Source organism: Pseudomonadota bacterium (assembly GCA_039193195.1).
In the GTDB taxonomy this organism is placed as follows: domain Bacteria; phylum Pseudomonadota; class Gammaproteobacteria; order Steroidobacterales; family JBCBZW01; genus JBCBZW01.
On record JBCCWS010000029.1, the window covers coordinates 56,782 to 79,557 of the forward strand.

Consider the following 22,776-nt stretch of genomic DNA (forward strand, 5'->3'; position numbering starts at 1 on the left):
GAGCTCCTTGGCGGCCCGGGATGTTGGACTTGCGCGCGTGTGATCTAGCAGAGCGCAACGTGTGCCGCGTCGTGCTTCCATTTGGTATGCCTTACGCAGCCGTCAACGGCATCCGCCTGCATTATCGTTACCTCGGTCGGGACCGTGATCCTGAAGAGGCGCCCGTGCTCATGCTTCACGGGCTGGGGTGTTCTAGCGAGGATTGGGACCTGCAGGTGCCAGCATTCTCCCCGCACCATCGCTTGATCATGCCCTGTCTGCGCGGCTTCGGCCGGTCAGACAAGCCATCCGGTTGCTACACGGTGCCAGCTTTCGCGCAGGACGTGCTGGGACTGCTCGATGAGCTTCAGGTGCGGCGCGCTCACGTACTCGGCCACTCGATGGGGGGCGCCGTCGCGCTCCAACTTGCCGTAGAGCGACCTGAGCGCGCGGCCTCTGTGACCCTGGTCAACGCCCAAGCCTCTTTCGAGATCGAGCGTTGGCGTGAGCAGCTGATGAAGCTCTACCGGATTGGCATGGGCAGTGAACGGGGCCTCCAGCGCATGACCAAGCTGCTCAATCGCCACTGTTTTCCGGCTCCACAGCAGCGCGCGCTTCGCGAGGAGATGTCGCGTCGACACCTGCGTAATCACAAGCCGAGTTATCTTGCCGCGATCCAGGCTCTGGCGGGCTGGTCCGTGGTGCCGCGTCTACGCGAGCTGCAGATGCCTGTGCTCGTGGTGAGCGGTGATCAGGACTTCGTGCCACCCGAGGAGCGCATCGACATGGTTCGTCAGCTGCGCAACGCGCACTTCGAACTGGTCAGAGACAGCCGCCACGCGACTCCCTACGATCAGCCGCGCGTCTTTAACGATCTGGTGTTGTCGTTTCTGCGCGACCCGCAGGCGCTAGTTGGTGGGCCCGAAGACGATGACACAGCGGTTGGACTTCTCGGTGGCTTGCGCGCGCGGCATTCGAGCAGTGTTGCGCGCCGCGGCGTAGCGAAGGCAAACCCCTAGCCTGGTCACCACATAAGGTCATCGGGCACAGGATGTGCGGCGTAGGGATCATCCTCCGCTGCAGTCGCTTGCGCAGGTTCGTCCGCCTTGGCGATACGAATGTGCTCTCCCTTCGTATCCACCTTGAGTAGGCGCTCTGCCTGGGCGGAGGCCATCAAGTGCCCCCTGCCTTCGAGCACAGCTACCACCAGGGCGCCGGTGACGAGTTCACGTTGTTGCTTCGAAGTGACCCAGATCTGTTTGATCTTCTTACCAGACTGGTAGAAGTGTTTGATATCGCCTTCGGGGTCGTTCAAGCGCTGTTCGTTGATGATCGCCCGCAGCTGACCGAGGATCGCTTTGCGCTCGCGCTCCACATTACGCGCTTGGTTGAGCTCCCTGTCTCGCTGTTGACGGGCAGAGGAGGCGGCCTTGGCGGCGCGTGTTGCTTCGCTGTCTGGTGCTTTGGCCGCGCGCTCCGCCTTGCTCTTGCGTGGCTTGCGCTTACGCCCTTTGGCTGCGTCTTGTTTCGACTTTCGAAGTTGATCTTCCGAGACCAATCCGGACTGCAGCAGCTGATCCTGCAGACTTCCCATGGGTGCTCTCCGCCGACCGAGCCGTACGATGCGGCAGGTCGATAGCTCTGGTTCGATTACGGTGCGCTGGTGCAACGAAGGTCGCAAAATACCACAGCATTGTTGAAGCACAACGGTGCCCGTTGCAACTCCAGGTCGAGTGGTACTGGTCTAGCCCTGGAGTAGCCCCGCCCGGTGTGCCAACCAGAGCGCGCCGCCGAGCGCACCGGTACCTAGCGTCACCGCTAGCAAAATCGTTGGCCAGTGCCATGGACGTTCGCCCACGACGCGACCCGTACGAGCGTTGACGGCTAGGCGGAAGCGCTTCGAGCGGTATTCGTAGCTCGCCGTCCAAACGGGGAGCAGCAGGTGCTTGAAAGTCGTATCGAAATGCTCGGTAAGAACCGAATGGATGCGCTGGCGATCGCCGCCGATGTCTCGCAGAACGTCTCGGCGAATCACCCCGCCCATGATGCCTCGTGCAAGCTCAAAGCCCTGATCCACGCCTACTTCGTAGACTTCGCTGCGGAAGCCGCTCAGGTAGCGTTCGTCGTAGGGGACCAGCGCCGCTAGGTCCCAGGGCGCCAGCTTGTCCGCCAAAACGCGGGGAAGTGACTTCGATGCGCGCACGAGAACGTCGTCGAAGCGGCGCGAGACGGTACCGCTCACCCGTCGCCAGCGTACCCGGGCCTCGCGTCGATTGACGGTGACCGTGCGGCCGTTGCGGACGGTCGTGACGGGCACGTTGACGTAGTACACGGTCCCCCGCTCACCCGCGTAGCTGCTTCGCGTGCGGGCGTCGTAGGTCCAATACGGCAGGTATACCCCGTGCAAGCCTCCCACGTGTCCGTAGCGCCGTAGCTTCGGTGGCGCAAAGATCAGTTTGCCCAGCCACTTGGCCACAGCTTCGCGCGCTCCTCGTTCGTCGATGTCAAAGGGCAGCAGGGACTTCGGGTGGATGCGCTTGAGGTGCTCGGCGTCGTCGTGCCTGGGCTGGCTGATGACGATTGGCGTGGCGCAGAACGGGCACTCTCCGGCGTGTTGTTTGGGGTCGAAGTGGAACTGTGCTGCGCAGTTTGGGCACCGGGTCGCGGTAGGGGGTATCGGGCCTGCGTCCGCCAACCGGTCGAGCGCCTCGCGCAGAGGGTACTCGCGAATCGCGGCTGAGGCGCGATCGGGGATCGGCGTGTGGTGGCCGCAGAAGGCGCACTCGAGAATGCGTGTCCCGGGCTGGAACGTCTGCAGGGCACCGCAAGCCTCGCACTCGAATGCGCGCTCGTTCATCCGCGGGCGCGCCTGAGTCGACTCTTGCGTCTCGGCGTGGTGCTGATTCTGATTCAAGACCGTGGGAGCATCTACCGCCTATCCGATGTCTGGCCTACTGCGGCGGTAGCGGCGGTGGCATCTGAGCGAACATCTGCGCCAGTTCCACAACGCCCTCCGCTTCCTGCCATTCCTCTAGGCCTGGGCGCCACGCGAGCGAATCTCGTGACAGTTCCCCAGACTGGATCTTCGCGCGTACCTCGGCCTTGGTGAAAGGACCCGTCTGATGGCCGTTGACGGCGAGGTAGTAGCGAGCTTCAGTCGGAAGGGGGGGCGGTGTGTCGCCACCCGCCGCGGCGCCAGGCGCGGCGGCGGGGCTCTTGCCGCCGGTGCTCAGGGTCTCGCCGAGCTTCGAAGCCATTGCGAACCCCATGCCAAGGCCCACGCCATCCCCGGCGCCCCCGCCGGGGTTGGCGGCCGCCACGGTCATCGCCTCGGCGGCCTGGAAGGTGGCGTAGTCCTCGAGGTTGCCGATGATCCCCATGCTTGTGCGCTTGTCCAGCGCCTTCTCCACCGCATCGGGTAGGGAAATGTTCTCCACTAGCAGCGTGGGCAGGGCGAGGCCGTACTCGCCGAACTCCTGGCCGATCCACTTGCTGATGAAGTCGCCGAGCTTGTCGTAGTTGGCGGCGAGATCCAGCACGGGGATTCCCGAGTCGCCGAGAATCGTACTGAAGCGCGAGACGATGAGATTACGTAGCTGGTTGGTGATCTCGTCGGTGGTGAAGCGCCCGTCCGTGCCCACGACCTCGCGTAGAAACACGGCTGGATTCTCGATGCGAATCGTGTAGGTGCCGTAGGCGCGAAGGCGCACGGGACCGAACTCGCGATCGCGCAGCATGATCGGGTTCTTCGTGCCCCACTTGAGGTCCGTGAACTGGCGCGTGCTGAAGAAGTAGACCTCGGCTTTGAAGGGGCTCTGGAAGCCGTGCGGCCAGCTCATGATGGTGGTCATGATGGGCATGTTGCTGGTTTCCAGCTTGTACAGGCCCGGCTGGTAGACGTCGGCGAGACGGCCCTCGTTGACCAGGACGGCGACCTGTCCCTCGCGGACCGTCAGCATGGCGCCGTACTTGATCTCGTTGCCGTAGCGCTCGAAGCGATGCACTAGCGTGTCTTGCGAGTCGTCGGTCCACTCGATGACGTCGACGAATTCGCCGCGGATTCGGTCCCAAAAACTCATGATTCAGTGTTCTCCGTCTGCTCGCGACTCGCCGCGTTGGCGAGTGCTGTTCTTAGCTGTGCCTCAGCTGCCTGCAGTTCCTCGCGCGCAGCGGCCCGCGCTTGGCGCCCCTCCTGCGCGATCGCGAGGCTCTCCTCGATGGTCTCGATAAGGGTTTCGTTCGCCGCCTTGACCGACGCGATGTCCAGAACACCCCGTTCGATCGCTCGCCGACTCTCAGCGCTGGCGACCTTGAGATCGCGGGCATTCGCTTCGAGCATCTCGTTGGTAAGGTCGCTTGCCGCCTCGACTGAGCGCGTCGCTTCCCTGGATCGGTAAATGGCGACGGCGGTGGCGAGCTGCTGGCGCCAGAGGGGCACGGTGTTGGTGACTACGGAGTTGATCCGGTTGACCAACCCCTTATTGTTCTCCTGAACCAGCCGGATGCCCGGTAGGCTCTGCATGGTCACTTGACGGGTGAGGCGCAGGTCATGGAGACGCCGTTCAAGATCGTCACGTGATGCGCGCAGGTCGCGCAGCGCCTGTGCGTCCACTACTTCACCGCCGGCATCGACCTTCTCCTGCAGACCGGGCAGCGTTTCGGTGTCCACCTGCGCCAGGCGTCTCTCACCCACGGCGATGTAGCCCTCGAGCCCGTGAAAGCACTCAAGGCTACCCTGGTACAGGCGGTCGAGGCGGGTCAGATCCGTGAGCAGGGTGGTCTTGTGCTGTTCGAGCCGATCGGTGATCGCGTCGATCTGTCCGCGAACGCTCTCGTAGCGCTGCAGGAACTTCGCGAGGGGCCGCGATGCGGAGAACAGCCATGAGAGCAACCCGCGTCGCTCGTTGTGGGTTGCGAGCGCGTCCACATCGAACCCGCGTAGGGTCGCAATCACATCGTTCAGCGCCTCGCCTGCCTGGCCCACGTCCTGGTTCTTGACCCCATCGAGCATTTGATCGGTGACGCCGGCCAGTTCCCGCTGCGCACTGGCGCCGAAGCTCATGATCGACTGCGCATCCTCGAGATCCAGAAGCCGGTTCAGGGCCTCCTGATCGATCTCCGCAACTTCGTGGTCGGCGGTCGGTGGGCTAGGTGGTGATGACATAGGGCCGATCCTCGCGTAATTCCGTGCAGCCGCCTTAGCTGATGCCCTCGAGCTCGAGGCGTCGCTTGAGCACCTCGATCTGCACGTCGAGATCCAACACGTCGTTGGCGAGCAATCGCTCGCGTTGTTCGGCGAACGCGCGGGCGATAGTGTCGAGGACTTCGGTGAAGTTCTCCTCCAATTCGGTCACGCCGTGTTGAAGGGCTGTTTTCTCGTAGCGCTCGCAGACCTGTAGGGCACCATCGAGGTACACCGATAGGAAGCGACGTGCCTTACTCACATCGCTAGGATCTTCCTCCAGCATGCGGAGGATCTGGCGAGACTCGGCGACGATGCGATCCAGTCGGGTGGAGAGTTGTGGCGCGCGCAAACGCCTGGCGAGCTCGTCAAGGCGCTCGATTTGCCCGCGGGCTCGCGCGAGCTGTTGACGTGCGGCTCTCGGTGCTCCGCGGCTGCCGGCATCGGCGGTCTCGTGCGGCCACCAGGCTAGCCAAGCTCCCAGCAGTGCCAGGCCAGCGATGAGCAGCGAGAATGCCGTGCTGTGACCGATCAGCAAGCGATGGCAGATGGCGCACCCGAGGGCAAGCGCGCCACTGCCAAGCCAGCGGGCGCGACGCGCCACATCGGGCGCCTCCCGCAGGGTTTCGGGACGAAGTGAACGGCGCACGAGCCACACGGCAGCGCCGATCAGTCCCAAGGAAGCGAGCTCGGCGAGCACTTGGTCCGTTCGGCCGCGGGCGAGGGACAGCACTGTGGCTAGGACTAGCGGCAGCGCGAGTGGGAGCAGAAGGTACCCTCGCAGATCGACGCGCGGTAGCGCAGCGTGTCGCGGTGATCGATAGATCTCAGGCACCTGCGGCGCTCCAAAGGCCCCCGCAGGTCGTCAGGCCCACCACAAGCATCAAAATCATCCCCCCAGCCATGCGCCGCAGCACTAGCGATACCGGGGGCGGGCTGGGTAGCTTCGGTCCCGCGGGCGGTGCGTCCGCTTGGGGGGAGGTTGCGGTGGAGGTGCGCGGTTGATGGTCGATGGTGGCGCTCCCGACGGGCGTTCAGCACCCAAGTATACGGCGTTTTGAGATGCCGACTTCGGCCTCGGAAGTCGCTAAGGATCACAGACTTGCGAAAAACGCTCTGACGGGGATTCAAACTATTGGAGGTGCGGACGCATCCAAGCACGACCTTGGCCTTCGGTAGGAGATGCAGACCATGCTGAGAATCGCGAATCCACTGGTGCCTAGCACCGTCGCCCCTATCGGGGCCTTTGCCATCGTCGGATGGGTACTGGTCGGGTCTGGTGTTGCTCACGCCGACGTCATCGAGCGCACCTTCGATGTAGGCGTAACGGGCCGCTTGGTGCTCGATTCAGACGTCGGTGCCGTCGAGGTGGAATCCAACGATTCCGGCCGTGTTGAAGTGCGCGTAGAGCGCGATGGTCGCGACGCGGACCGCTTCGAGGTGGAGTTCGACCAGCGTGGTAACGAGGTGCGCGTGCGTGGAGAACTTCCCGGCCGCCGCAACTGGAACAACCGCGACCTGGAGATCGAATTCCGCGTGTCTGTGCCGCGAGGCTTTGAGATCGAGGTCAACACCTCCGGCGGCAGCATAGAAGTCGATGACCTGGATGGCGACGTGGACGTCAACACCGCTGGTGGCTTTATTCGCATGGCCAACATGGGGGGTGAAGTTCGAGCCCGGACCGCCGGTGGCAGCATCGATCTCGAAGAGTCGCGCGGAAATGCCAGGCTGAACACGGCCGGTGGTTCCATCAGCGTACGACGCGCAGGAGGCGAAGTAGAGGCAAAGACGGCCGGTGGCTCGATCAGCATCGATGATGCGGGCGGCTCGGTAAACGCGCGCACAGCCGGGGGGTCGATCCGCATCGGCGCGAGCGGGGGCGACGTCGTGGCACATACGGCGGGGGGCAGCGTGAGCGTGGACGATGTCTACGGGTCCGTGGACGCCTCAACGAATGGCGGCAGCATCAACGCGCGCATTCGCTCCCAGCCGTCCGGCAACAGTGAGCTGCGCACCCATGGGGGTAGCGTAACCGTAAGCCTTGCGCCGGGGGTCGCTATGGATATCGATGCCTACAGCAGCAACTCCCGCGTCAGCAGCGACTTCGAGTTTCCGGCATCAGCTTGGGACGATGACCGCGCCGAACTGCGTGCGGCCTTGAACGGTGGGGGCCCGGAGCTCTCTATCCGCGCCAGCCATCGAATCCGCATTAAGCGCGATTGACCATAGCGGGCGCTGGCGCGCCGAACTCACGATTCCGATTCCGATCGCGGACGGCAACAGCTGTGCACGAGGCACTATCCTGCTCCCTACGCCTGCCGACTGAAAGCGGACGGGTCGATCTGCGAACAAGCGGCGGCAGGTCAGCGCCTCTTTGAGGCGATCGGCTGCGCGCAAGCGCCGAGTCCCGCGACCATCAATGATGGATTCGGTGTGGGGCTCGCGCCCGCCAACGTACCTTGCCGAGGGTTTGGGCAAGTGCGCCGTACCAGCAAAAAGTGGGCCCGGTGGGTAGACCGGGCCCGAAGGCAGCGCAGGAGACTTGGGCGCTGCTACTGACGGCTCTCACAGGTGAAGGGGATCAGAGCCACACACGAATCCTTTGACCGCAGTCCCAGCGGTAGGTGTAGTAGCGACCGCGGCGCGCGTCCCAGTAGCGATCGAAACGATCGCCTCGCGCATCGAGGCGGGTGGCCCGACGGTAGTTGCCGTTGTTGGCGGCCCGCAGGGCGCGGCGATCGAGCTGGCGATCGACGCGATCACCGTAGTCGTAGCGGTAGTTGTCGTAGGCGTAGGACGGGCTGATCCGCCCATGTACACGGTCGTGGGCACTGGCTACTGACGCGAAGCTGGTCAGACCGAGGGCCGCACCTGCCACCGCCAGGGTGGCCACGACCGCACTGCGTCGACTCTTGCGATGGTTGCTCATAACTTACTCCTTAGGGGGCAAAGTCGCGAAGACCTTCTTGCTACGCACTGCTCGCTACGGGTAGCGGGTGGCGAGCGCGGCCTTTCGCGATGTCGGGAGTAAGTCTGCGCCAGCGGCTATGAACGCTGCCTGAACGCGCGCCGCGAGGCAGGCGAGGTAAGGAGACTGAATGGGAGCTGAACCGTTGGGTTCAGCTCCTTGCCGGGCCGAGCGCCCTTAGACCATGGGCATCATGCGAGATGAGGACATGCCGCAGTCGATGTGCAGGGTTTGCCCGGTGATCTTCTTTGATAGGTCGCTGGCCAGGAACAGGGCCGAGTCGGCGACATCGTGTTGATCAACGCTCTCGGGCATGGCCGACTCCTGCGCGAAGCGGGCCTGCACGCGATCCCAGATCGCCCGCGCTTTCGTCACTTCGTCCGCGTTAGCGATCGACGGATCGTGTTGCATCTGTTCGAGCAGCGCTTTGAACACGCGTCCTGCTTCCGTATCGAGGGCGGTGGGGTCTCTCAGGAAAGCGAGCACCTCGCCGAGGGCCGCAGGGGTCTCGATGGGTCCCGGCGACAGAGCGTTCACGCGCACTCGCTGCTCGCCAAACTCCGTTGCCAGGTAACGCACGCAGCTCTCGAGTGTCGCCTTGGCCACTCCCATCATCCCGTAGAAGGGCTGGGCCTGCCAGGACGCCTGATAGCTCAGGGTCATGATGCTGCCCCAGGGGCGCATGTAGGGCTTGGCGACCCCGGAGACTTTCAGCAGTGAGTGGGCCGAGATGGAGAGGGTCTGGTTGAACCCATCGCCGCCGACCTGGGATGGCTTGGCCGTGAACACCTCGGGCGGACCGTAGGCTAGGCAGTGGACCAGCACATCGATGCCCGTGGAGGAAAAGCGTCCGAAGAACTCTTGCAGCTCCTCGTCCTTCATGACATCGCAGCGGGCGCCATCCACACTCGGGTGTTCCTGCAGCAGCATCCGTACGCGCGAGAAGAACTTCTGCTGGTACCCGATGAACACGCGCGCGCCGGCTTGCGCAAAGCGGTTAGCGATGCCCCAGGCGATGCTGGAGCGGTCAGCCACGCCGAGTACCACGGCGGTCTTGTTGGATAAGTTCATCGGATCGTCTCCCAGCTGCTTTCTTTATGTTCTAGAGTGGTAGGCACCCACGAGCGGGCCAACACGGTAGCTCGCGCGGTGCCCTAGCTTCAAGCGAGCAGGTCCCGCCGGCGCCAAGCTGCCGCTTCTCGGGTAGCGGTGCACCCTCCGGATTGGAAGCGCATGACCCTCGAAATCGCCCTGGTCTTCGCCATTCTGGCCATGGGCTTGTTGCTGTTCATCACCGGCTGGGTCCGAATCGACCTGGCCGCGATGACGGTCCTAAGCGCGCTGGCACTCACCGGGCTGGTCGGCCCTGACGAGGCGCTGGCCGGATTTTCGAGTCCTGCCGTGGTCACCGTCTGGGCCATGTTCATCATGAGCGAGGGGCTGATTCGCACCGGTGTGGCGCGGATTTTCGGCCGTCAGGTGTTGAAGCTCGCTGGTGGGGGTGAGCGCCAGGTGATCATGGTCATCGTGCTGTCGAGCGGTGCGCTGTCCGCCTTCATGAACAACATCGCCGTCGTTGCCCTAATGCTGCCGGTGGTCATGGACGTATCTCGCGCGGTCTCGATCGCGCCCTCCCGCCTGTTGATGCCTCTCTCCGCTGGCACGCTCCTCGGCGGCATGACCACATTGATCGGCACGCCACCGAATCTCCTCGCCAGTCAGGCCCTGGCGCGCGCCGGTTTTACGGAGTTCGGCGTGTTCGACTACACCCACGTGGGCTTGCCCGTGCTCCTGGTCGGCAGCGTGTTCATCGCCCTCGCCGGCCCGGCGCTGCTGCCAGAGCGAGATACCGGAGCTGAGTCTCGCCATCGCCGTCGCGGGAATCTCGCGCGGCAGTACAAGCTACACGAGCGATCAGCCATCTTACGTATCCCCGACGACTCGGTGCTCATCGGTCGCACGCTCGGTGCGACGCGCCTGTCTCGCGCCTTGGGCCTGGTCGTGGTGGGCATCTTCGAGCACGGTCGGCTGATCCACTTGCCAGCGCCAGATCAGGTGCTTCGTCGTGGCCATCGCCTGTTGGTCCAGGGGCGATTGGATCAGCTCGAGGAGCTCCGGCGCTGGAAGGACTTTCAGATCGAGCGCGAGGTATCCCTCCTGCGCAAGCGCCTGAATGAGGAGCTGGTGCAGTTGGAGGTCACCGTGTGTGACTCGTCGCCCCTGGTTAGTAAGGTGCTCGATCCGGCGGCACTGCGTCGGCGCTTCGACCTCAACGTGGTGGCCCTGCGCCGCGAAGGCCACATCTTTCGTCAAGATCTAGGGACCCAGCTGGTGGAGGCAGGCGACACGCTGCTGCTGGAGGGCGTTGGAGAGAGGGCGGAGGAGGCGCGGCGATCCGATCACTTCACCGAGGGGCCTCCCCACGAGAGCGTGCAAAGTGAGGCACTACGCAATCGCTACCGTCAGCGAGATCGTATGTTCTCCCTACTGGTCCCCGAGGGCTCTAGCCTGGTTGGCGCGTCTTTAGAGTCGAGCCGCATCGGCTACGCGTTTGACTTCCGCGTGCTCGGCCTTGTGCGCGAGGGCAAGGTGCAGTTGATGCCGTCGCCAGATGAGACCCTGCGTGCGGGGGACCGCATTCTGGTGCAAGGGCGCCTGCGTGACTTACTGGTGCTGCAGGGCCTACAGGAGCTGGACCTGGAGCAGGTCGCCGAACCGGATCTGGGCGTACTAGAGTCCGAAGCCGTGGGACTTATGGAGGTCGCCCTATCGCCGCGCTCGCGCTTGGCCAACATCACCCTCGCGGAACTGCGTTTCCGCCAACGCTTCGGCGTAGAAGTGCTGGCTATCTGGCGCGGCGGTACGGCGCATCGCTCGGACTTGCGGGCTATGGAACTTCGCTTCGGTGATGCGGTGTTGTTGATCGGTCCGCGGGAGAAGCTGCGCATGCTGGAGCGTAGCGAGGAGTTCCTTATGCTTACGCAGCCCGCCGACGAGGAGCCGGTCAGTGCGCGCGCCCCCCTAGCAGCGCTGATTCTCGTGTCCGTATTGCTGCCCGTGTTGCTCGGCTGGCAGTCGATCGGGGTGGCGGCCGTTATAGGCGCTACCGCCATGCTACTGACGGGCTGCCTGACGATGGAACAGGCCTATCGGGCTATCGAATGGCGTGCCATTTTCCTGATTGCCTGCATGCTGCCACTGGGCACGGCCTTGCAGACCACCGGCGGCGCGCAGTGGGTGGCGCAGGCGCTCGTCGGCAGTCTTGGTGGTTTGGGTGGCTGGGGCGTTGTCGCCGGACTCTACTTGCTCACGGCCTTGTCGACCTTGGTCATTCCTACGGCAGCGTTGATCGTCCTAATGGCGCCTATCGCCATCGCTGTCTGTGCGGCGGCGGGTGTCTCACCGCAAACGGGCATGATGGCAATCGCCCTCTCGTCTTCAGCGTGCTTCTCGAGTCCCGTGTCTCACCCTGCCAATCTGCTAGTGATGGGGCCCGGCGGCTATCGCTTCGGCGACTACCTACGTCTCGGTGTGCCCCTTACGCTGGTGGTGATGTTGGTGGTGATGGCACTCTTGCCATTCGCCTGGCCCCTAAGCTGAAGCAAGGGATCAGTGGAAGGCGAATGCACCGAAACCGATGGCCCGGTTGGGGTCGCCACCGATGCAGTCGGCCGAGTTGCGCATGGCAAGCGTTGCCGGCCGAAGCTGTCGCCTCGACGCTAGTCGAAGCAAGGCTCTGATGGCTCGATGGGCACCCGCGTGACGGTGTTGGATTGCCTCCGGCATGTTGCCTTCGACGGCCAGGCGCATTTCACGATCGAGTCGACGGGCCGTGTCGTACTCGTTGTAGCGACTGAGATCACTGCTCACGACCACCACCGTCGCTGAATCGTCGTCCCAAGCAGCGTCGATCACTTGCTCGCAGAGTACGTCATCTGCGTCACCGATCAAGAGTGGACGCACGCTGAACTCACCGATTAGGCGCTGCAGAAACGGCAGCTGTACCTCGATGGCGTGTTCAGCGCGATGCGGCTCCTCGAGCAGCCTTACGCCGCTGTAATTGCCAATGGTATTAGCTTTCCAGAGGTTGTCGATTCGGACCGCCCCAAGTGGCGTGAGCAGTGCATCGCTCGACGGGACAGCAATACCCGGGAGATGGTCGCGATGCGTGCTGGAGATCGCGACCACCCGCCGTATCCGCCGATGATCTGGGCCAAGGGCAACGAAACCGTGGGCCGCGACAGGGCCGCTGTAACGGTATCCCGCGTGCGGCACGATCACTGCGCTCGCGGCGCGAGGCGTAGGGCCTCGTACGGTGCACAGACAGTCGTCTACGGCGCGCCGAAGTGCCTGAGCGCCGGCGGGGTAGTAGAGACCGGCGGCGCTGGCGTCCCGAAGCGACGGGTAAGCGCTGCCTGATGTCCGGCGGTTTGCACGCATGCGTCGACTATGCCTGGTGCGCCCGGGGTGCTGTCAAAGCGGTCCAAGGCGCAACCGGACACCGAGCGACGATATCGAGCTGTGTTCTGTCGCTAATCGGTGACATGCCGTACGAAGGCGGCGTCATAGGGACTGTTCAGAGCAGTATCGGTGAACTGGACTCATCCAACTGCAATATGCCTGTGGGCCTCTTCACAGACGTTTTGCAGCCCGGACCTTAGGCTTCTTCCCCATGACCGCAAAGTTCTACATGCAGTTTGTACTCGACGAGGGTATGGACCGCGATCCCGCTCAGTACTGTGGCGTTGTCGAAGTGGAGAACCTCTTCGGCCCCCTCGGGCTGGAAGAGCTAGAATCCCTCCTTGCCGAAAATTTCGACGTGGACACACACGACGTGCAGGTCATCCACTACGCCCGTCTTCACTGAGGCACGTCGCCGTGTTTCCCCAGATCCGCCACCTGGCGGATCCAATTGCGGACCTGGTTCACACTTCCCGTCGGCCTAGGTAAAAGGCCTTCTCGCGGCCGGTTAAGGTACCTTTAGCAGTCTCGTCAGACCGGCCATCGTGTCTGCGTTGACGGGCCTTGTTTGCGGCACCCACTCCCTGCTACTACTGGTTGCATGAACAGTATTGCGCGCGAGAACATCGAGCTGCGCAGCCAGCTCGAGCAACTTCAACGCACTGCCCAGCTCAACCACGAGGCGGGCCGTCGCGCTGCTCAGCGCGAACATCGCCTGCTCTCGGCTGAAGGACTCGCAGCACTGCTCGAAGAACTGGCAGTGGGTGCCGAGCGGCGCTTTAAGGTTTCCGCAGCCCAATTGGTGCTGATCGACCCGGAGCATGAGATCCGCCACCTCCTGTTAGCGACGGCAGAGGACCAGGTGCGTTGCCCCCAGCACGCGATCCGCTTTCTGGAGCACGAGGGGCAGCTACCCCCCCAGCTGCGTGACCTGCGGGCTCCGTTGCTGTGTCGCTACCGCTCGAGCGATGCTGCGCTGTTTCCGCGACACGATGCCAGCGTCCTGGGCAGCCTCGCGCTGCTGCCGCTGCGCCGTGGGGGACGCTTGCTCGGCGCCCTCTGCTTGGGCGATGCGGAGGCGGCGCGCTTTGACCCCGATCTGGCCACGGACAATCTACGCAATCTTTCCGTGGTCGCGGCGATCAGTCTTGAAAACGCCCTAAATCGCGACCGACTCCTTGTCGGAGCGATCACCGATCCGCTGACTGGGCTGCACAATCGACGCTATCTCGACAGTCGTTTGCGGGAGGCGCTCGCCCGCGCTCGACGGGAGCGCAGCCCACTCGCCTGCGTGCTGCTCGATCTCGACTACTTCAAGCGAGTCAACGACACCTTCGGGCACTTGGCAGGGGATGAGGTGCTGCGTGAAGTGGCGAGGAGGATTCAGGGCGCTGTGCGGGCTTGTGACGTATGTGCGCGCTACGGCGGAGAGGAGCTCGCTGTGGTCCTGCCTGACACACGCCGTCTAGAAGCGCAGGCGCTGGCCGAGCGTCTTCGTCAGGTGGTTTGCGGTGCCCCAATCCCGGTGGCGAGTGGCCGAGCGATCACGGTTACCGCTTCAATTGGCGTCGCCACCTTAGTCCCGGAGCTGAGCGCCGATGGCATCGATACGCTCCACGCCGTTCGTCAGTTGCTACAGGCGGCGGATCAAGCGCTGTTCCGGGCTAAAGCTGAAGGCCGCGACCGAGTATGCAACGCCGCTTGATTTGCCTTGTGCCAGCGCGCGCTCAATCGGTTCGCCGCGACTAGCCCCGGCGCTTACGGTCGATTATGTAGAGTGGCCGCAACTTCTCACCCGAAGTTGGGGAAGGTTAGAGCAGAAACAGCGACTTGGCGCGCGCTCGTGTTGTTGTCGGCGTCACGAATCTGACACACTAGCTGAGCGAAGGCTGTTGCAAGTGCCAGCCCGGCATCCGCAGGGTGGGCGCGAGCTTGAGGAGATCTTGACTATTCCGACCAGCGCCTGCCAATGAGCGATTCCATCGATTGCGACGGGTTCCGCGCCAACGTCGGCATCATCCTGTGCAACGAAGAGGGGCAGCTACTTCTGGCCGGTAGGTGTGGCCAACGTGGCTGGCAGTTTCCGCAGGGCGGCATCAACCCCGGAGAAACCCCCGAAGCGGCCATGTATCGCGAGCTCGAGGAAGAGGTTGGCCTCTGTCGGCGGCAGGTAGAGCTCATGGGCACGACCGAGCCGTGGTTGCGTTACCGCTTGCCTAAACGCTACTGGCGAAAGAACTCCTTCCCACTCTGCATCGGGCAGAAGCAGATCTGGTTTTTGCTGCGCTTGCAGTGTGAGGACAACTCGGTTTGCCTGGATGGTACGGACCACCCAGAATTCGATCGCTGGCGTTGGGTTGAATTCTGGCAGCCCGTCGCAGAGGTGATCTACTTCAAGAAGCGCGTTTATGCGCGCGCGCTTGAGCAGCTCGGGCCGTTGCTCTATCCCGAAGGTGTACCGCCGCGGCCTGACGATTTGCGAATCCCGCGTCGCCGCCGGCGACGCTCCAAACGACGATCCTCCTCGCCAACGAAGAACGGTGCTCAGCCCGAGCCCGCCCTAATTGAGGGTGCCCTCGACGGCGGGTCTCAGGTCAACCGCTGAGCGGCCTCTAGAAGGGTTTGGTCACCGCGAGGATGACCACCGCTATCAGCACCAGGGCCGGTGCCTCGTTGAACCAACGGAACCAGATGTGAGAGTGCTTCTCTCGGCCAACGCTGAACCTGCCGATGATGCGTAGGCAATACGCGTGGTACGCGATGAGGCCAAGCACTAGGGCCAACTTGGCGTGTAGCCAGGGCATGGAGAGCAGCGAGGAGTTAATGGCGATCATGCTGATGCCGAAGACTGCCGCGCCGATGGCGGCGATCGTCATGATGCCGAACAGTTTGCGCTCCATGACCTGAAAGCGTTCATGACCCGTCACATCCTCCGTCATCGCGTGATAGACGAACAGACGCGGCATGTACAACAGCCCAGCAAACCAGGAAACCACGAAGATCAGGTGAAAGGCCTTCAGCCACAAATACATCCACGACTCCCGGACAGCACGCGTTGTGACCGGCGCTGGGCGCTCGCGGATGGCGCCATTTGGCGCCGATGGTTCCCTCGACCACGGCCCGCTATGATCCTCTCACCATGGTGAGCTCCAGCAGCGCCAGCCCCAGTCCCGATCGACCGGCGAGCTTGCGACATACCCAACTTGTTGTAAAGCCACGTCGACCCTGGCTGCACCGCGCGGCATTCTTCGGTGGCGCTATGATCGCGCTTGCCGCCGTGGGCGCTTCTTTCGAGTCCGGTCGCCGCATCGGCCTAGGGGAGTGGAAGCGGGGCGCTCAGGAGCTTGAGCTACTGGTGCAACAGTCAGAAGAGCGGGAGCGAGACAATCAGCGGCTGCGGCGCGAGCTGGCTAACCTGACCACCTCGCGCGGCGTGGAGCGCCAGGCTCAGGAGGAGGTCCGGGCGATGTTGGTAGACCTGGAGCGCCAGGTACAGAGCCAGCGGGAGGAGTTGGACTTCTATCGCACGATCGTCTCACCGGACGATGGCGTTGCAGGACTGCGGATCCAGGATTTTAGAGTGCGCCCCGGGGCTCAGGGCAGCGTATACCACTTGCAGCTGGTGCTCGTCCAGGCAGCAAAGCACGATAAGCCTGTGGCCGGTAATGTAGAGTTCACGATAGAAGGGGTAGCTTCTGGCCGGCCCGCGGTGCTGAAAGCGCAGGAGCTGGCTGGCGGTGAAGCAGTCGCATCGTTGGCGTTCTCTTTCCGCTACTTCAAGGATCTGGAGCAGAACGTGGTGCTGCCGCCAGACTTCATCCCGGATCGCGTAGTGGTCGAGGTGAGTCCCGAGGACGATCCCGATCGCGCCATCCGGCAATCTTTCGACTGGTCTGCGAAAAGCAGCTGAGGTAATCCAAATGTTCGGCCGTTCCCCGCGAAAGCACGCCCCGGAGATCGATACCCTCATCGGGCGGAACACTCGTGTCGAGGGTGACATCGAGTTCAGTGGCGGATGCCACGTTGACGGTCAGGTGAAGGGATGCATCCGCGGCAATGAAGACGGTGGGGATGCCGTCTTGTCGATCAGCGATACGGGGATGGTTGAAGGTAGCGTAGCCGTGCCCCAACTCATCCTGAATGGTACGGTCCAAGGGGACGTGACCGTGACAGGCCGCATCGAACTTGGCGCCTCGGCGCGGGTGGTAGGCAATGTGTTCTATCATCTCATCGAGATGGCGATCGGCGCGGAGGTCAACGGACAGCTGATCCACAACAGCGCGAGCACGCCCTCACCCGTGCTGGTCACGCACCAAGAGAAGCGCCCGGGCGATGGGGGCGAGGGCAAGTCCGGCGGATCCAAGGGATCCTCGAGCGCGCTTGGAAAGCAGCAGAAGGCGAGCTAGCGCGTCCGCTCATAGGCAGCGGATAGTTACGGAAGGAAGGTAGAAGGATGAGCGCACCTACGCTGGATTTCACCGATGCCGCGGCGAGCAAGGTCGGTCAGCTGATCGCTGAGGAGGGCAATGATGCTCTCAAGCTTCGGGTCTATATCACTGGGGGCGGCTGCTCCGGGTTTCAGTACGGCTTCACCTTTGACGAGCAGGTTGAGCAGGGTGATACCTGCGTCGAGAACCAAGGCGTGACGCTGGTCATCGATCCGATGAGTATCCAGTACCTCAAGGGCGCAGAGATCGACTACAAGGAAGATCTTCAGGGTGCCCAGTTTGTGATTCGCAATCCGAATGCGGCAACGACTTGCGGCTGCGGTTCATCGTTCTCGATGTAATCAAGCTGCCGGCGCTTCGCCCGCGTACCTACCGGGTCAGCGCGTGCTCGTGGCCGCCTCGGCCCACGAGCTTGTGAGCGATGCCCGATAGCGTCCTCGCCGCTGTCGACCTCGGCTCGAATAGCTTCCATATGCTCGTGGTCCGCCAGGTAGATGGCGGATTCGCGGTGTTGGATCGTCTGCGCGAGATGGTTCGCCTGGCGTCGGGTATAGATGCGGATGGCCGTCTATCGGAGGATTCGCGTGAGCGTGCTCTCGAGTGCCTGGCGCGCTTCGGTCAGCGTCTGCGGGTGATTCGCCCCGGGCGCGTACGGGTTGTCGGCACCAACACATTTCGACGCGCAAAGCGCATAGAGAACTTCCTTGGTCAGGCACAGGAGGCACTTGGCCATCCGATCGAGATCGTCTCGGGGCGCGAGGAAGCGAGACTCATCTTCCTCGGGGCCGCCCATTCCCTCCCCGCTGGGGATCACCGTCGCCTAGTAGTGGACATTGGCGGTGGAAGCACCGAGGTGATTTCCGGCCAAGGGCTGACGGCGCACGAGCTCGACAGCCTGTACATGGGATGCGTCAGCATGAGCCAAGGCTTCTTTCCGGGTGGGAAGATTACGGCCAAGCGGTTCCGCAAGGCGCAGATGGCTGCCCAGGTTGAGCTCGAGCCCCTAGCGACGCGTTTGGCCGGGGCTCAATGGGACGAAGCCGTGGGTGCCTCAGGCACGATCAAGGCGACCGAAGCGGTGCTGCGAGAGTTGGGCTGGCGCTCAGGTGGTATCATCGTACCCGCTGTGCAGCGCCTTGCCGATCATCTGATCGAGATTGGGCACGCGGACGACATCGATTTGCCAGGCTTGTCCCCGCAACGGGTACCCGTGTTCGCAGGCGGTGTGGCAATCCTGCTCGGGTTGCTCGAGTCATTGAACGTGCCAGAGCTGCGCGTCTCCAGCGGCGCGCTACGCGAAGGCGTCCTGCACGATCTTGTGGGTCGTTACACCGATGACGATGCGCGCATTCGTACTGTTGGGTGGTTGCAGTCGCGCTACGCGGTGGACTTACGTCAGGCGGAAAGGGTCGAACACACCGCTCTGGCCCTTCTCAGCCAGTGCGCCGAAGGCTGGGGACTGGTCGACCCCTTGCTACAGTTCGCCTTACGCTGGGCGGCGCAGTTGCACGAGGTTGGCATGGCGGTCGCGCACGCCCAGTACCACAAACACGGCGCTTACCTTATCGAGCACGGAGACCTCCCCGGATTCTCCAGGCATGAGCAGGAGCTCGTGGGGCGGCTAGTCCGTAGCCATCGGCGCAAGATCGTGGTGGGTCTCTTCGAGCGATTGCAGTTACCGTGGCGGGAGAGTATTCCGAGGGCGGCCGTGCTGTTGCGTTTGGCAGTCCTCCTCAATCGCAGTCGCAATCCCGCGCCGTTGCCGACGATAGAGCTCACGGTTCGCGACAATGAGGTGAGTGTGGCGTTCCCTGAGGGCTGGTTGGTGGAGCACCCGTTGACCCACGCTGACCTACTGGACGAGGCCGATTACCTGCGGGCGATCGGTATTGAGCTGGGGCTCCTGGAGCAGCCTCCGGTAGCTGCGACGGGCGACGGGTAAGAGCACCGTCTGCTATGCCCTGTGAATCCGGCGGTTAGTTCTCTGAACTGCTAGCGACTTGCTCCGGCAAAGCCGTCGCCAAGCGCACGTTGCGGATCAATTGCAGTTGGGCCAACACGTGCTCCGCATGAGCGTCGAAATCGGCTTGCAGAGCGCTTGGTATCGGATCAGCTTGCGGTAGTTTTACTGTTCTCGGGTTGCGGTGCACTCCCGCCACGCGATACTCGTAGTGCAAATGGTTGCCCGAAGCGAGGCCGGTCTTGCCGACGTAGCCGATAACTTCGCCTTGGCGTACCCGTGCGCCTCGCCTGTAGGAGGCGAAGCGAGATAGATGTGCATAGAGCGTCGTGATGTTGTCGCCGTGCTGCAAGATGATCGTGTTGCCATAGCCGCTCTTACTGCCCCGAAAGCTGACCTTGCCATCACCGGCAGCCTTCACCGGCGTCCCGGCCGGAGCGGCGTAGTCGACGCCTCGGTGAGCGCGAATCGTGTTCAGAATGGGATGGCGGCGATTCGGATTGAAGTTCGAAGAGATCCTTGAGAAGTCCACGGGCGCGCGAAGGAACGCCTTGCGCAGACTCAAGCCCTGCGGCGTAAAGTAGTCGGCTTTTCCGTCGGGATCTACGTAGCGCAGGGCTTGGTAGCGCTCGCCCGTGTTGACGAACTCCGCTGCCAAGATGGCGCTGTCTCGGAGCTTCTGGCCATCACGCCAAAGCTCCTCGTAGAGCACCAAGAACTCATCGCCCTCACGGATATCGAGCACAAAGTCGATATCCCAGGCGAAGATCCCCGCCAGCGCCATGACTAGATTGTCCGAAACCCCTGCGGCACGGCCGGCGTTGAAGAGGGAAGTGGTGATTTTCCCGTGCGCGTGGGTGACGCGGCGCTCTGGGGCGTCGATCGATACTGATGCCTCATAACCCTCTTGGCCTCGACCAACCTCGAGCAGGCGAAAGTCGTCGAGGCGTCGGGTCAGGGCGAGGACGGACTCGCCGTCTCGCTGGATTGTGATCTCGTCTCCGGGGCGCACCATTCGTAGCGCCTCAGCGGCCTCGTCAAGACGAAGCATCCTATGTAGATCCCCTACGCTAAGTCCATTGCGCCGGAAGAGGCGATCCAGCGAATCACCCCGGCGAACAGTGAGCGTGAGTTGGCTTGGCGGCGGCGCCACGCTGGTCGCGGCTATCGGGCTGGCGAGGGAGACAGTTGTGATCGCGATTGGCCCCGCGTGTGCTTCCGCCGAGCTGACTAATGCTGCCGTGGCGCTTACCTTAGGCCTATCGGGTTTGGGGGCACCCGAGGTAGATGAGCGTTTCGGACTTGGAGGATCCGACTTCGGTGCTGCGGTGGGGTATTCGCCGCGCTCCGACGACTGCTTAGGCGCCTCGACCGCCAGCTCGGCGGCCTTACTTTGCCCCGGTAGGTGGATCGAGCGCGTCACCATGGTGTTGGGGGCCTCGGCCACGTGGCCAGTGGCTTCGGGCTGCGCCTTGGGCGCGGCGGAAATCGTCGGAGGTGGCACGCTAGCTGTGCGCTGCATGATCGTCCATGCGCCCGCGCCGGCCATCATGACTGAGGCCAGTCCCGCCAGAGCGACCTGGCGTTTGGGGCGATGACGTTGGCGTTTCACGGCTAACGGTGAGGATTTGAAGTCTAGCCCAACCGTGGTGTGACGCCGCTGCAAGTTAAGGCCCCCGGTTATTGATTTTTCAGCGAATTGGCTGGAACCCTAGCGGCGGGGTTAGATCAGGTCAACTGACGCGTTGAGGGTAAGGCGAGGTTCAAGGGGCGAGCCAGGTGCTGTCAACGCCTCGATCGCCGATTGTGAAGCGCAGTCGGCGATGCCCAGCGTGGTGCAAGCTGAGCCACTCTAGCGAGATGATCTGGGTTACCACGATGGCAAAGTGTTGGCGTCCCCTAGTGCCGGCACCGCTGTCCGATTTGTCGGGCAGGTAGTCGAGCGGTGAGTCGAGATGCGACCCTGGCCCGACCAGGTGGCGGTAACAGGATTGGCTTTGGAGTCGCGAGTTCTGCCAGCGGCGATCCACCTCTTCCGAGCGGTGAACAAGCTCTGCCGTTCCTCGCAGGCGAAGCTGAACGCGTGTCGTGGCGTCGTAAAACAACCAGCTGGCTGGGCCCGGTTTGGCGAGGTCAGCAGCTTTCGGCGAACGCAGGTCCGTGTGGAAGGTAGTTTGGTGGCGCTGCGGGTCCACGCCACGCAGCACCACCGTGCGCTGCTCGGGCGCGCCGTCTCGTAGCGTGGCGAATACCGCGAGGTGGAAGGGGTGTCGGGCAGAGCCTACGGCTTCGCCGAGCCGGCACCAGACATCGGCCCAAATTGCCTCTGGATCCAGCGGCGGCAGGGCTCGTCGCTGGGCGGGCGGAGAACTCAAGGCGCGAGCTTCACGCGAAGCGCGGTCGCTGTCGGCGCTCGGCGAACCCGTACCGCTCCTTGGGTCCCCGCTGGCGCAGCACTCGGATGGCAGCTGCTCTCTCCTCGGGCGCTGGGACTGCCTGCCGGCTACTGTCACCGCGCGGCGGAATGTCTGCGCTTGGAGCGACCCCTGCCGCCAAGACTAGGACCGCGGTGGAAAGGGACAGTCGGTGTCGCGCGTAAAAGGAAACTTTCACTTTCGTAACCCTCTCAGACATCGCTTGCGATCAGTTCCTAGTTGATCAAGCAAGGCCCATGCCGGAATTCCACCGGGTGCCGCGGTTGCCGGTCAAACTGAGGCCTAGTTCGCAGTAAACGCACTCTGCTTCAACCTGTCCAGCGAGCTGCTTTACGGAACGCGCGAACGAGCGAACTGTACCGGCCAGATGCCGGTATCGAGTGTAAAGATGGCCGACGACATCCAGGCCGGTGAAGGTCGGTTCGCTGTTACGCAGCAAACCAGCTATCGGCGATCACCCGGACGATCGCTCTCGGAAACTCTCTTTTCCGTTTTTTCAACGAGTTAGCCTTTCGCAGCACCGATCCTGTCATCTCCTGGAAAAAAAAGCTTGACCCCGTAGAAGCCACCCCTATAATGCCGCTCCTCCCCCGCACGAACGGGGGGCGACGGCAGCCCCGCAGACCGATGTTTGCTTGACACCATCACGAGCTGAGCTACCATCGTCGGTCCGCCTCCACGGAGGGCGGACGCTCTTTAAAAATCAGGACAGGCAATTTGTGCGGGCGCTCGCTGGGGAAGCAAACCCTGACGAGCGTCGGTCACTGCCAAGTGACCAACCTAGTCAATATCAAACCTTTAAACTGAAGAGTTTGATCCTGGCTCAGATTGAACGCTGGCGGCATGCTTAAGACATGCAAGTCGAACGGTAACAGGCCCTTCGGGGTGCTGACGAGTGGCGGACGGGTGAGTAGTGCTTGGGAATCTGCCTAGTAGTGGGGGACAACACGGGGAAACTCGTGCTAATACCGCATACGCCCTACGGGGGAAAGTGGGGGATCTTCGGACCTCACGCTATTAGATGAGCCCAAGTCGGATTAGCTTGTTGGTGGGGTAATGGCCCACCAAGGCGACGATCCGTAGCTGGTCTGAGAGGACGATCAGCCACACTGGGACTGAGACACGGCCCAGACTCCTACGGGAGGCAGCAGTCGGGAATATTGGACAATGGGGGCAACCCTGATCCAGCAATGCCGCGTGTGTGAAGAAGGCCTGCGGGTTGTAAAGCACTTTCAGCAAGGAGGAAAAAGCCAAGGATAATACCCTTGGAAATTGACGTTACTTGCAGAAGAAGCACCGGCTAACTCCGTGCCAGCAGCCGCGGTAATACGGAGGGTGCGAGC

At 62.9% G+C, this 22,776-nt stretch carries 21 protein-coding genes and 1 rRNA gene; 11 read left to right on the top strand and 11 right to left on the bottom strand.

Annotated elements, in window-relative coordinates; translation table 11 throughout:
- Positions 1-20 precede the first annotated feature (20 nt).
- Entirely contained in the window at positions 21-998 is a 978-nt protein-coding gene (locus tag AAGA68_19170) for an alpha/beta hydrolase (GenBank protein MEM9387192.1), read from the top strand.
- Positions 999-1,003: 5 nt separating this feature from the next.
- Here the strand turns inward: AAGA68_19170 and AAGA68_19175 are convergent, their stop codons facing one another.
- The 5 genes from AAGA68_19175 to AAGA68_19195 form a co-directional block, all read right to left on the bottom strand.
- Positions 1,004-1,573: a DUF2058 family protein gene (locus AAGA68_19175; GenBank protein ID MEM9387193.1), complete on the bottom strand. Its 570-nt coding sequence runs from the start codon at positions 1,571-1,573 to the stop codon at positions 1,004-1,006.
- Positions 1,574-1,723: 150 nt separating this feature from the next.
- Positions 1,724-2,836: a primosomal protein N' (replication factor Y) - superfamily II helicase gene (locus AAGA68_19180; GenBank protein ID MEM9387194.1), complete on the bottom strand. Its 1,113-nt coding sequence runs from the start codon at positions 2,834-2,836 to the stop codon at positions 1,724-1,726.
- Between the two features lie 94 nt (positions 2,837-2,930).
- A complete protein-coding gene (locus tag AAGA68_19185; protein MEM9387195.1) occupies positions 2,931-4,058 on the bottom strand; it encodes an SPFH domain-containing protein in 1,128 nt (375 codons plus the stop codon).
- Complete coding sequence (locus tag AAGA68_19190; protein MEM9387196.1) at positions 4,055-5,143, bottom strand: toxic anion resistance protein; 1,089 nt, start codon at positions 5,141-5,143, stop codon at positions 4,055-4,057. Before AAGA68_19190 ends, AAGA68_19185 begins: the two co-directional genes overlap by 4 nt.
- Before the next feature lie 34 nt (positions 5,144-5,177).
- Positions 5,178-5,996 (bottom strand): 5-bromo-4-chloroindolyl phosphate hydrolysis family protein, encoded by an 819-nt coding sequence (locus AAGA68_19195; GenBank protein ID MEM9387197.1) that lies wholly within the window; start codon positions 5,994-5,996, stop codon positions 5,178-5,180.
- A 356-nt stretch (positions 5,997-6,352) separates the two neighbouring features.
- On the opposite strand from AAGA68_19195, the gene AAGA68_19200 reads away from it, so the two are divergent.
- Complete coding sequence (locus AAGA68_19200) at positions 6,353-7,384, top strand: DUF4097 family beta strand repeat-containing protein (protein MEM9387198.1); 1,032 nt, start codon at positions 6,353-6,355, stop codon at positions 7,382-7,384.
- Between the two features lie 358 nt (positions 7,385-7,742).
- Here the strand turns inward: AAGA68_19200 and AAGA68_19205 are convergent, their stop codons facing one another.
- Positions 7,743-8,090 carry a hypothetical protein gene (locus AAGA68_19205; protein ID MEM9387199.1) on the bottom strand — a complete coding sequence of 116 codons (348 nt, stop codon included), beginning with the start codon at positions 8,088-8,090 and terminating at the stop codon, positions 7,743-7,745.
- A 216-nt stretch (positions 8,091-8,306) separates the two neighbouring features.
- A complete protein-coding gene (locus AAGA68_19210) occupies positions 8,307-9,200 on the bottom strand; it encodes an SDR family oxidoreductase (protein MEM9387200.1) in 894 nt (297 codons plus the stop codon).
- A 162-nt stretch (positions 9,201-9,362) separates the two neighbouring features.
- Between AAGA68_19210 and AAGA68_19215 the strand changes: the two genes are divergently transcribed.
- Positions 9,363-11,729, top strand: coding sequence for an SLC13 family permease (locus AAGA68_19215; GenBank protein ID MEM9387201.1), 2,367 nt, complete (start codon positions 9,363-9,365; stop codon positions 11,727-11,729).
- 9 nt (positions 11,730-11,738) lie between these two features.
- Here AAGA68_19215 and amrB read toward each other — a convergent pair whose 3' ends face one another.
- Entirely contained in the window at positions 11,739-12,569 is an 831-nt protein-coding gene (gene amrB / locus AAGA68_19220) for an AmmeMemoRadiSam system protein B (GenBank protein MEM9387202.1), read from the bottom strand.
- 232 nt (positions 12,570-12,801) lie between these two features.
- Here amrB and AAGA68_19225 point away from each other — a divergent pair, with 232 nt between their 5' ends.
- The 3 genes from AAGA68_19225 (at position 12,802) to AAGA68_19235 (ending at position 15,195) form a co-directional block, all read left to right on the top strand.
- The gene (locus AAGA68_19225) at positions 12,802-12,996 is read left to right on the top strand and encodes a hypothetical protein (protein ID MEM9387203.1); all 195 of its coding nucleotides are present in this window, start codon (positions 12,802-12,804) and stop codon (positions 12,994-12,996) included.
- Positions 12,997-13,191: 195 nt separating this feature from the next.
- Complete coding sequence (locus tag AAGA68_19230) at positions 13,192-14,295, top strand: sensor domain-containing diguanylate cyclase (GenBank protein ID MEM9387204.1); 1,104 nt, start codon at positions 13,192-13,194, stop codon at positions 14,293-14,295.
- Positions 14,296-14,559: 264 nt separating this feature from the next.
- Complete coding sequence (locus tag AAGA68_19235; GenBank protein MEM9387205.1) at positions 14,560-15,195, top strand: RNA pyrophosphohydrolase; 636 nt, start codon at positions 14,560-14,562, stop codon at positions 15,193-15,195.
- A 7-nt stretch (positions 15,196-15,202) separates the two neighbouring features.
- On the opposite strand, the gene AAGA68_19240 is transcribed toward AAGA68_19235, so the two are convergent.
- Positions 15,203-15,622: a CopD family protein gene (locus AAGA68_19240; GenBank protein MEM9387206.1), complete on the bottom strand. Its 420-nt coding sequence runs from the start codon at positions 15,620-15,622 to the stop codon at positions 15,203-15,205.
- 227 nt (positions 15,623-15,849) lie between these two features.
- Between AAGA68_19240 and AAGA68_19245 the strand changes: the two genes are divergently transcribed.
- From AAGA68_19245 to AAGA68_19260, 4 genes are all read left to right on the top strand, one after another.
- Complete coding sequence (locus tag AAGA68_19245; GenBank protein ID MEM9387207.1) at positions 15,850-16,500, top strand: DUF6776 family protein; 651 nt, start codon at positions 15,850-15,852, stop codon at positions 16,498-16,500.
- 10 nt (positions 16,501-16,510) lie between these two features.
- The gene (locus AAGA68_19250; protein ID MEM9387208.1) at positions 16,511-16,996 is read left to right on the top strand and encodes a polymer-forming cytoskeletal protein; all 486 of its coding nucleotides are present in this window, start codon (positions 16,511-16,513) and stop codon (positions 16,994-16,996) included.
- A gap of 47 nt (positions 16,997-17,043) precedes the next feature.
- Positions 17,044-17,379: an iron-sulfur cluster insertion protein ErpA gene (gene erpA / locus AAGA68_19255; GenBank protein ID MEM9387209.1), complete on the top strand. Its 336-nt coding sequence runs from the start codon at positions 17,044-17,046 to the stop codon at positions 17,377-17,379.
- An 80-nt stretch (positions 17,380-17,459) separates the two neighbouring features.
- Positions 17,460-18,980, top strand: coding sequence for a Ppx/GppA phosphatase family protein (locus tag AAGA68_19260; protein MEM9387210.1), 1,521 nt, complete (start codon positions 17,460-17,462; stop codon positions 18,978-18,980).
- 34 nt (positions 18,981-19,014) lie between these two features.
- Here the strand turns inward: AAGA68_19260 and AAGA68_19265 are convergent, their stop codons facing one another.
- Complete coding sequence (locus AAGA68_19265; GenBank protein MEM9387211.1) at positions 19,015-20,550, bottom strand: peptidoglycan DD-metalloendopeptidase family protein; 1,536 nt, start codon at positions 20,548-20,550, stop codon at positions 19,015-19,017.
- Positions 20,551-20,761: 211 nt separating this feature from the next.
- Positions 20,762-21,373 carry a pyridoxamine 5'-phosphate oxidase family protein gene (locus AAGA68_19270; protein ID MEM9387212.1) on the bottom strand — a complete coding sequence of 204 codons (612 nt, stop codon included), beginning with the start codon at positions 21,371-21,373 and terminating at the stop codon, positions 20,762-20,764.
- A gap of 860 nt (positions 21,374-22,233) precedes the next feature.
- On the opposite strand from AAGA68_19270, the gene AAGA68_19275 reads away from it, so the two are divergent.
- Positions 22,234-22,776 (top strand): 16S ribosomal RNA (locus tag AAGA68_19275); the annotation flags it as partial.

What these genes read in the sequence shown, in the direction of transcription:
- AAGA68_19170 (MEM9387192.1), top strand. Translation starts at nt 21, where the DNA reads ATGTTGGACTTGCGCGCGTGTGATCTAGCAGAGCGCAACGTGTGCCGC.
- AAGA68_19175 (MEM9387193.1), bottom strand. Translation starts at nt 1,573, where the DNA reads ATGGGAAGTCTGCAGGATCAGCTGCTGCAGTCCGGATTGGTCTCGGAA.
- AAGA68_19180 (MEM9387194.1), bottom strand. Translation starts at nt 2,836, where the DNA reads ATGAACGAGCGCGCATTCGAGTGCGAGGCTTGCGGTGCCCTGCAGACG.
- AAGA68_19185 (MEM9387195.1), bottom strand. Translation starts at nt 4,058, where the DNA reads ATGAGTTTTTGGGACCGAATCCGCGGCGAATTCGTCGACGTCATCGAG.
- AAGA68_19190 (MEM9387196.1), bottom strand. Translation starts at nt 5,143, where the DNA reads ATGTCATCACCACCTAGCCCACCGACCGCCGACCACGAAGTTGCGGAG.
- AAGA68_19200 (MEM9387198.1), top strand. Translation starts at nt 6,353, where the DNA reads ATGCTGAGAATCGCGAATCCACTGGTGCCTAGCACCGTCGCCCCTATC.
- AAGA68_19205 (MEM9387199.1), bottom strand. Translation starts at nt 8,090, where the DNA reads ATGAGCAACCATCGCAAGAGTCGACGCAGTGCGGTCGTGGCCACCCTG.
- AAGA68_19210 (MEM9387200.1), bottom strand. Translation starts at nt 9,200, where the DNA reads ATGAACTTATCCAACAAGACCGCCGTGGTACTCGGCGTGGCTGACCGC.
- AAGA68_19215 (MEM9387201.1), top strand. Translation starts at nt 9,363, where the DNA reads ATGACCCTCGAAATCGCCCTGGTCTTCGCCATTCTGGCCATGGGCTTG.
- amrB (MEM9387202.1), bottom strand. Translation starts at nt 12,569, where the DNA reads ATGCGTGCAAACCGCCGGACATCAGGCAGCGCTTACCCGTCGCTTCGG.
- AAGA68_19225 (MEM9387203.1), top strand. Translation starts at nt 12,802, where the DNA reads ATGACCGCAAAGTTCTACATGCAGTTTGTACTCGACGAGGGTATGGAC.
- AAGA68_19230 (MEM9387204.1), top strand. Translation starts at nt 13,192, where the DNA reads ATGAACAGTATTGCGCGCGAGAACATCGAGCTGCGCAGCCAGCTCGAG.
- AAGA68_19235 (MEM9387205.1), top strand. Translation starts at nt 14,560, where the DNA reads ATGAGCGATTCCATCGATTGCGACGGGTTCCGCGCCAACGTCGGCATC.
- AAGA68_19240 (MEM9387206.1), bottom strand. Translation starts at nt 15,622, where the DNA reads ATGTATTTGTGGCTGAAGGCCTTTCACCTGATCTTCGTGGTTTCCTGG.
- AAGA68_19245 (MEM9387207.1), top strand. Translation starts at nt 15,850, where the DNA reads ATGATCGCGCTTGCCGCCGTGGGCGCTTCTTTCGAGTCCGGTCGCCGC.
- AAGA68_19250 (MEM9387208.1), top strand. Translation starts at nt 16,511, where the DNA reads ATGTTCGGCCGTTCCCCGCGAAAGCACGCCCCGGAGATCGATACCCTC.
- erpA (MEM9387209.1), top strand. Translation starts at nt 17,044, where the DNA reads ATGAGCGCACCTACGCTGGATTTCACCGATGCCGCGGCGAGCAAGGTC.
- AAGA68_19260 (MEM9387210.1), top strand. Translation starts at nt 17,460, where the DNA reads ATGCCCGATAGCGTCCTCGCCGCTGTCGACCTCGGCTCGAATAGCTTC.
- AAGA68_19265 (MEM9387211.1), bottom strand. Translation starts at nt 20,550, where the DNA reads ATGATGGCCGGCGCGGGCGCATGGACGATCATGCAGCGCACAGCTAGC.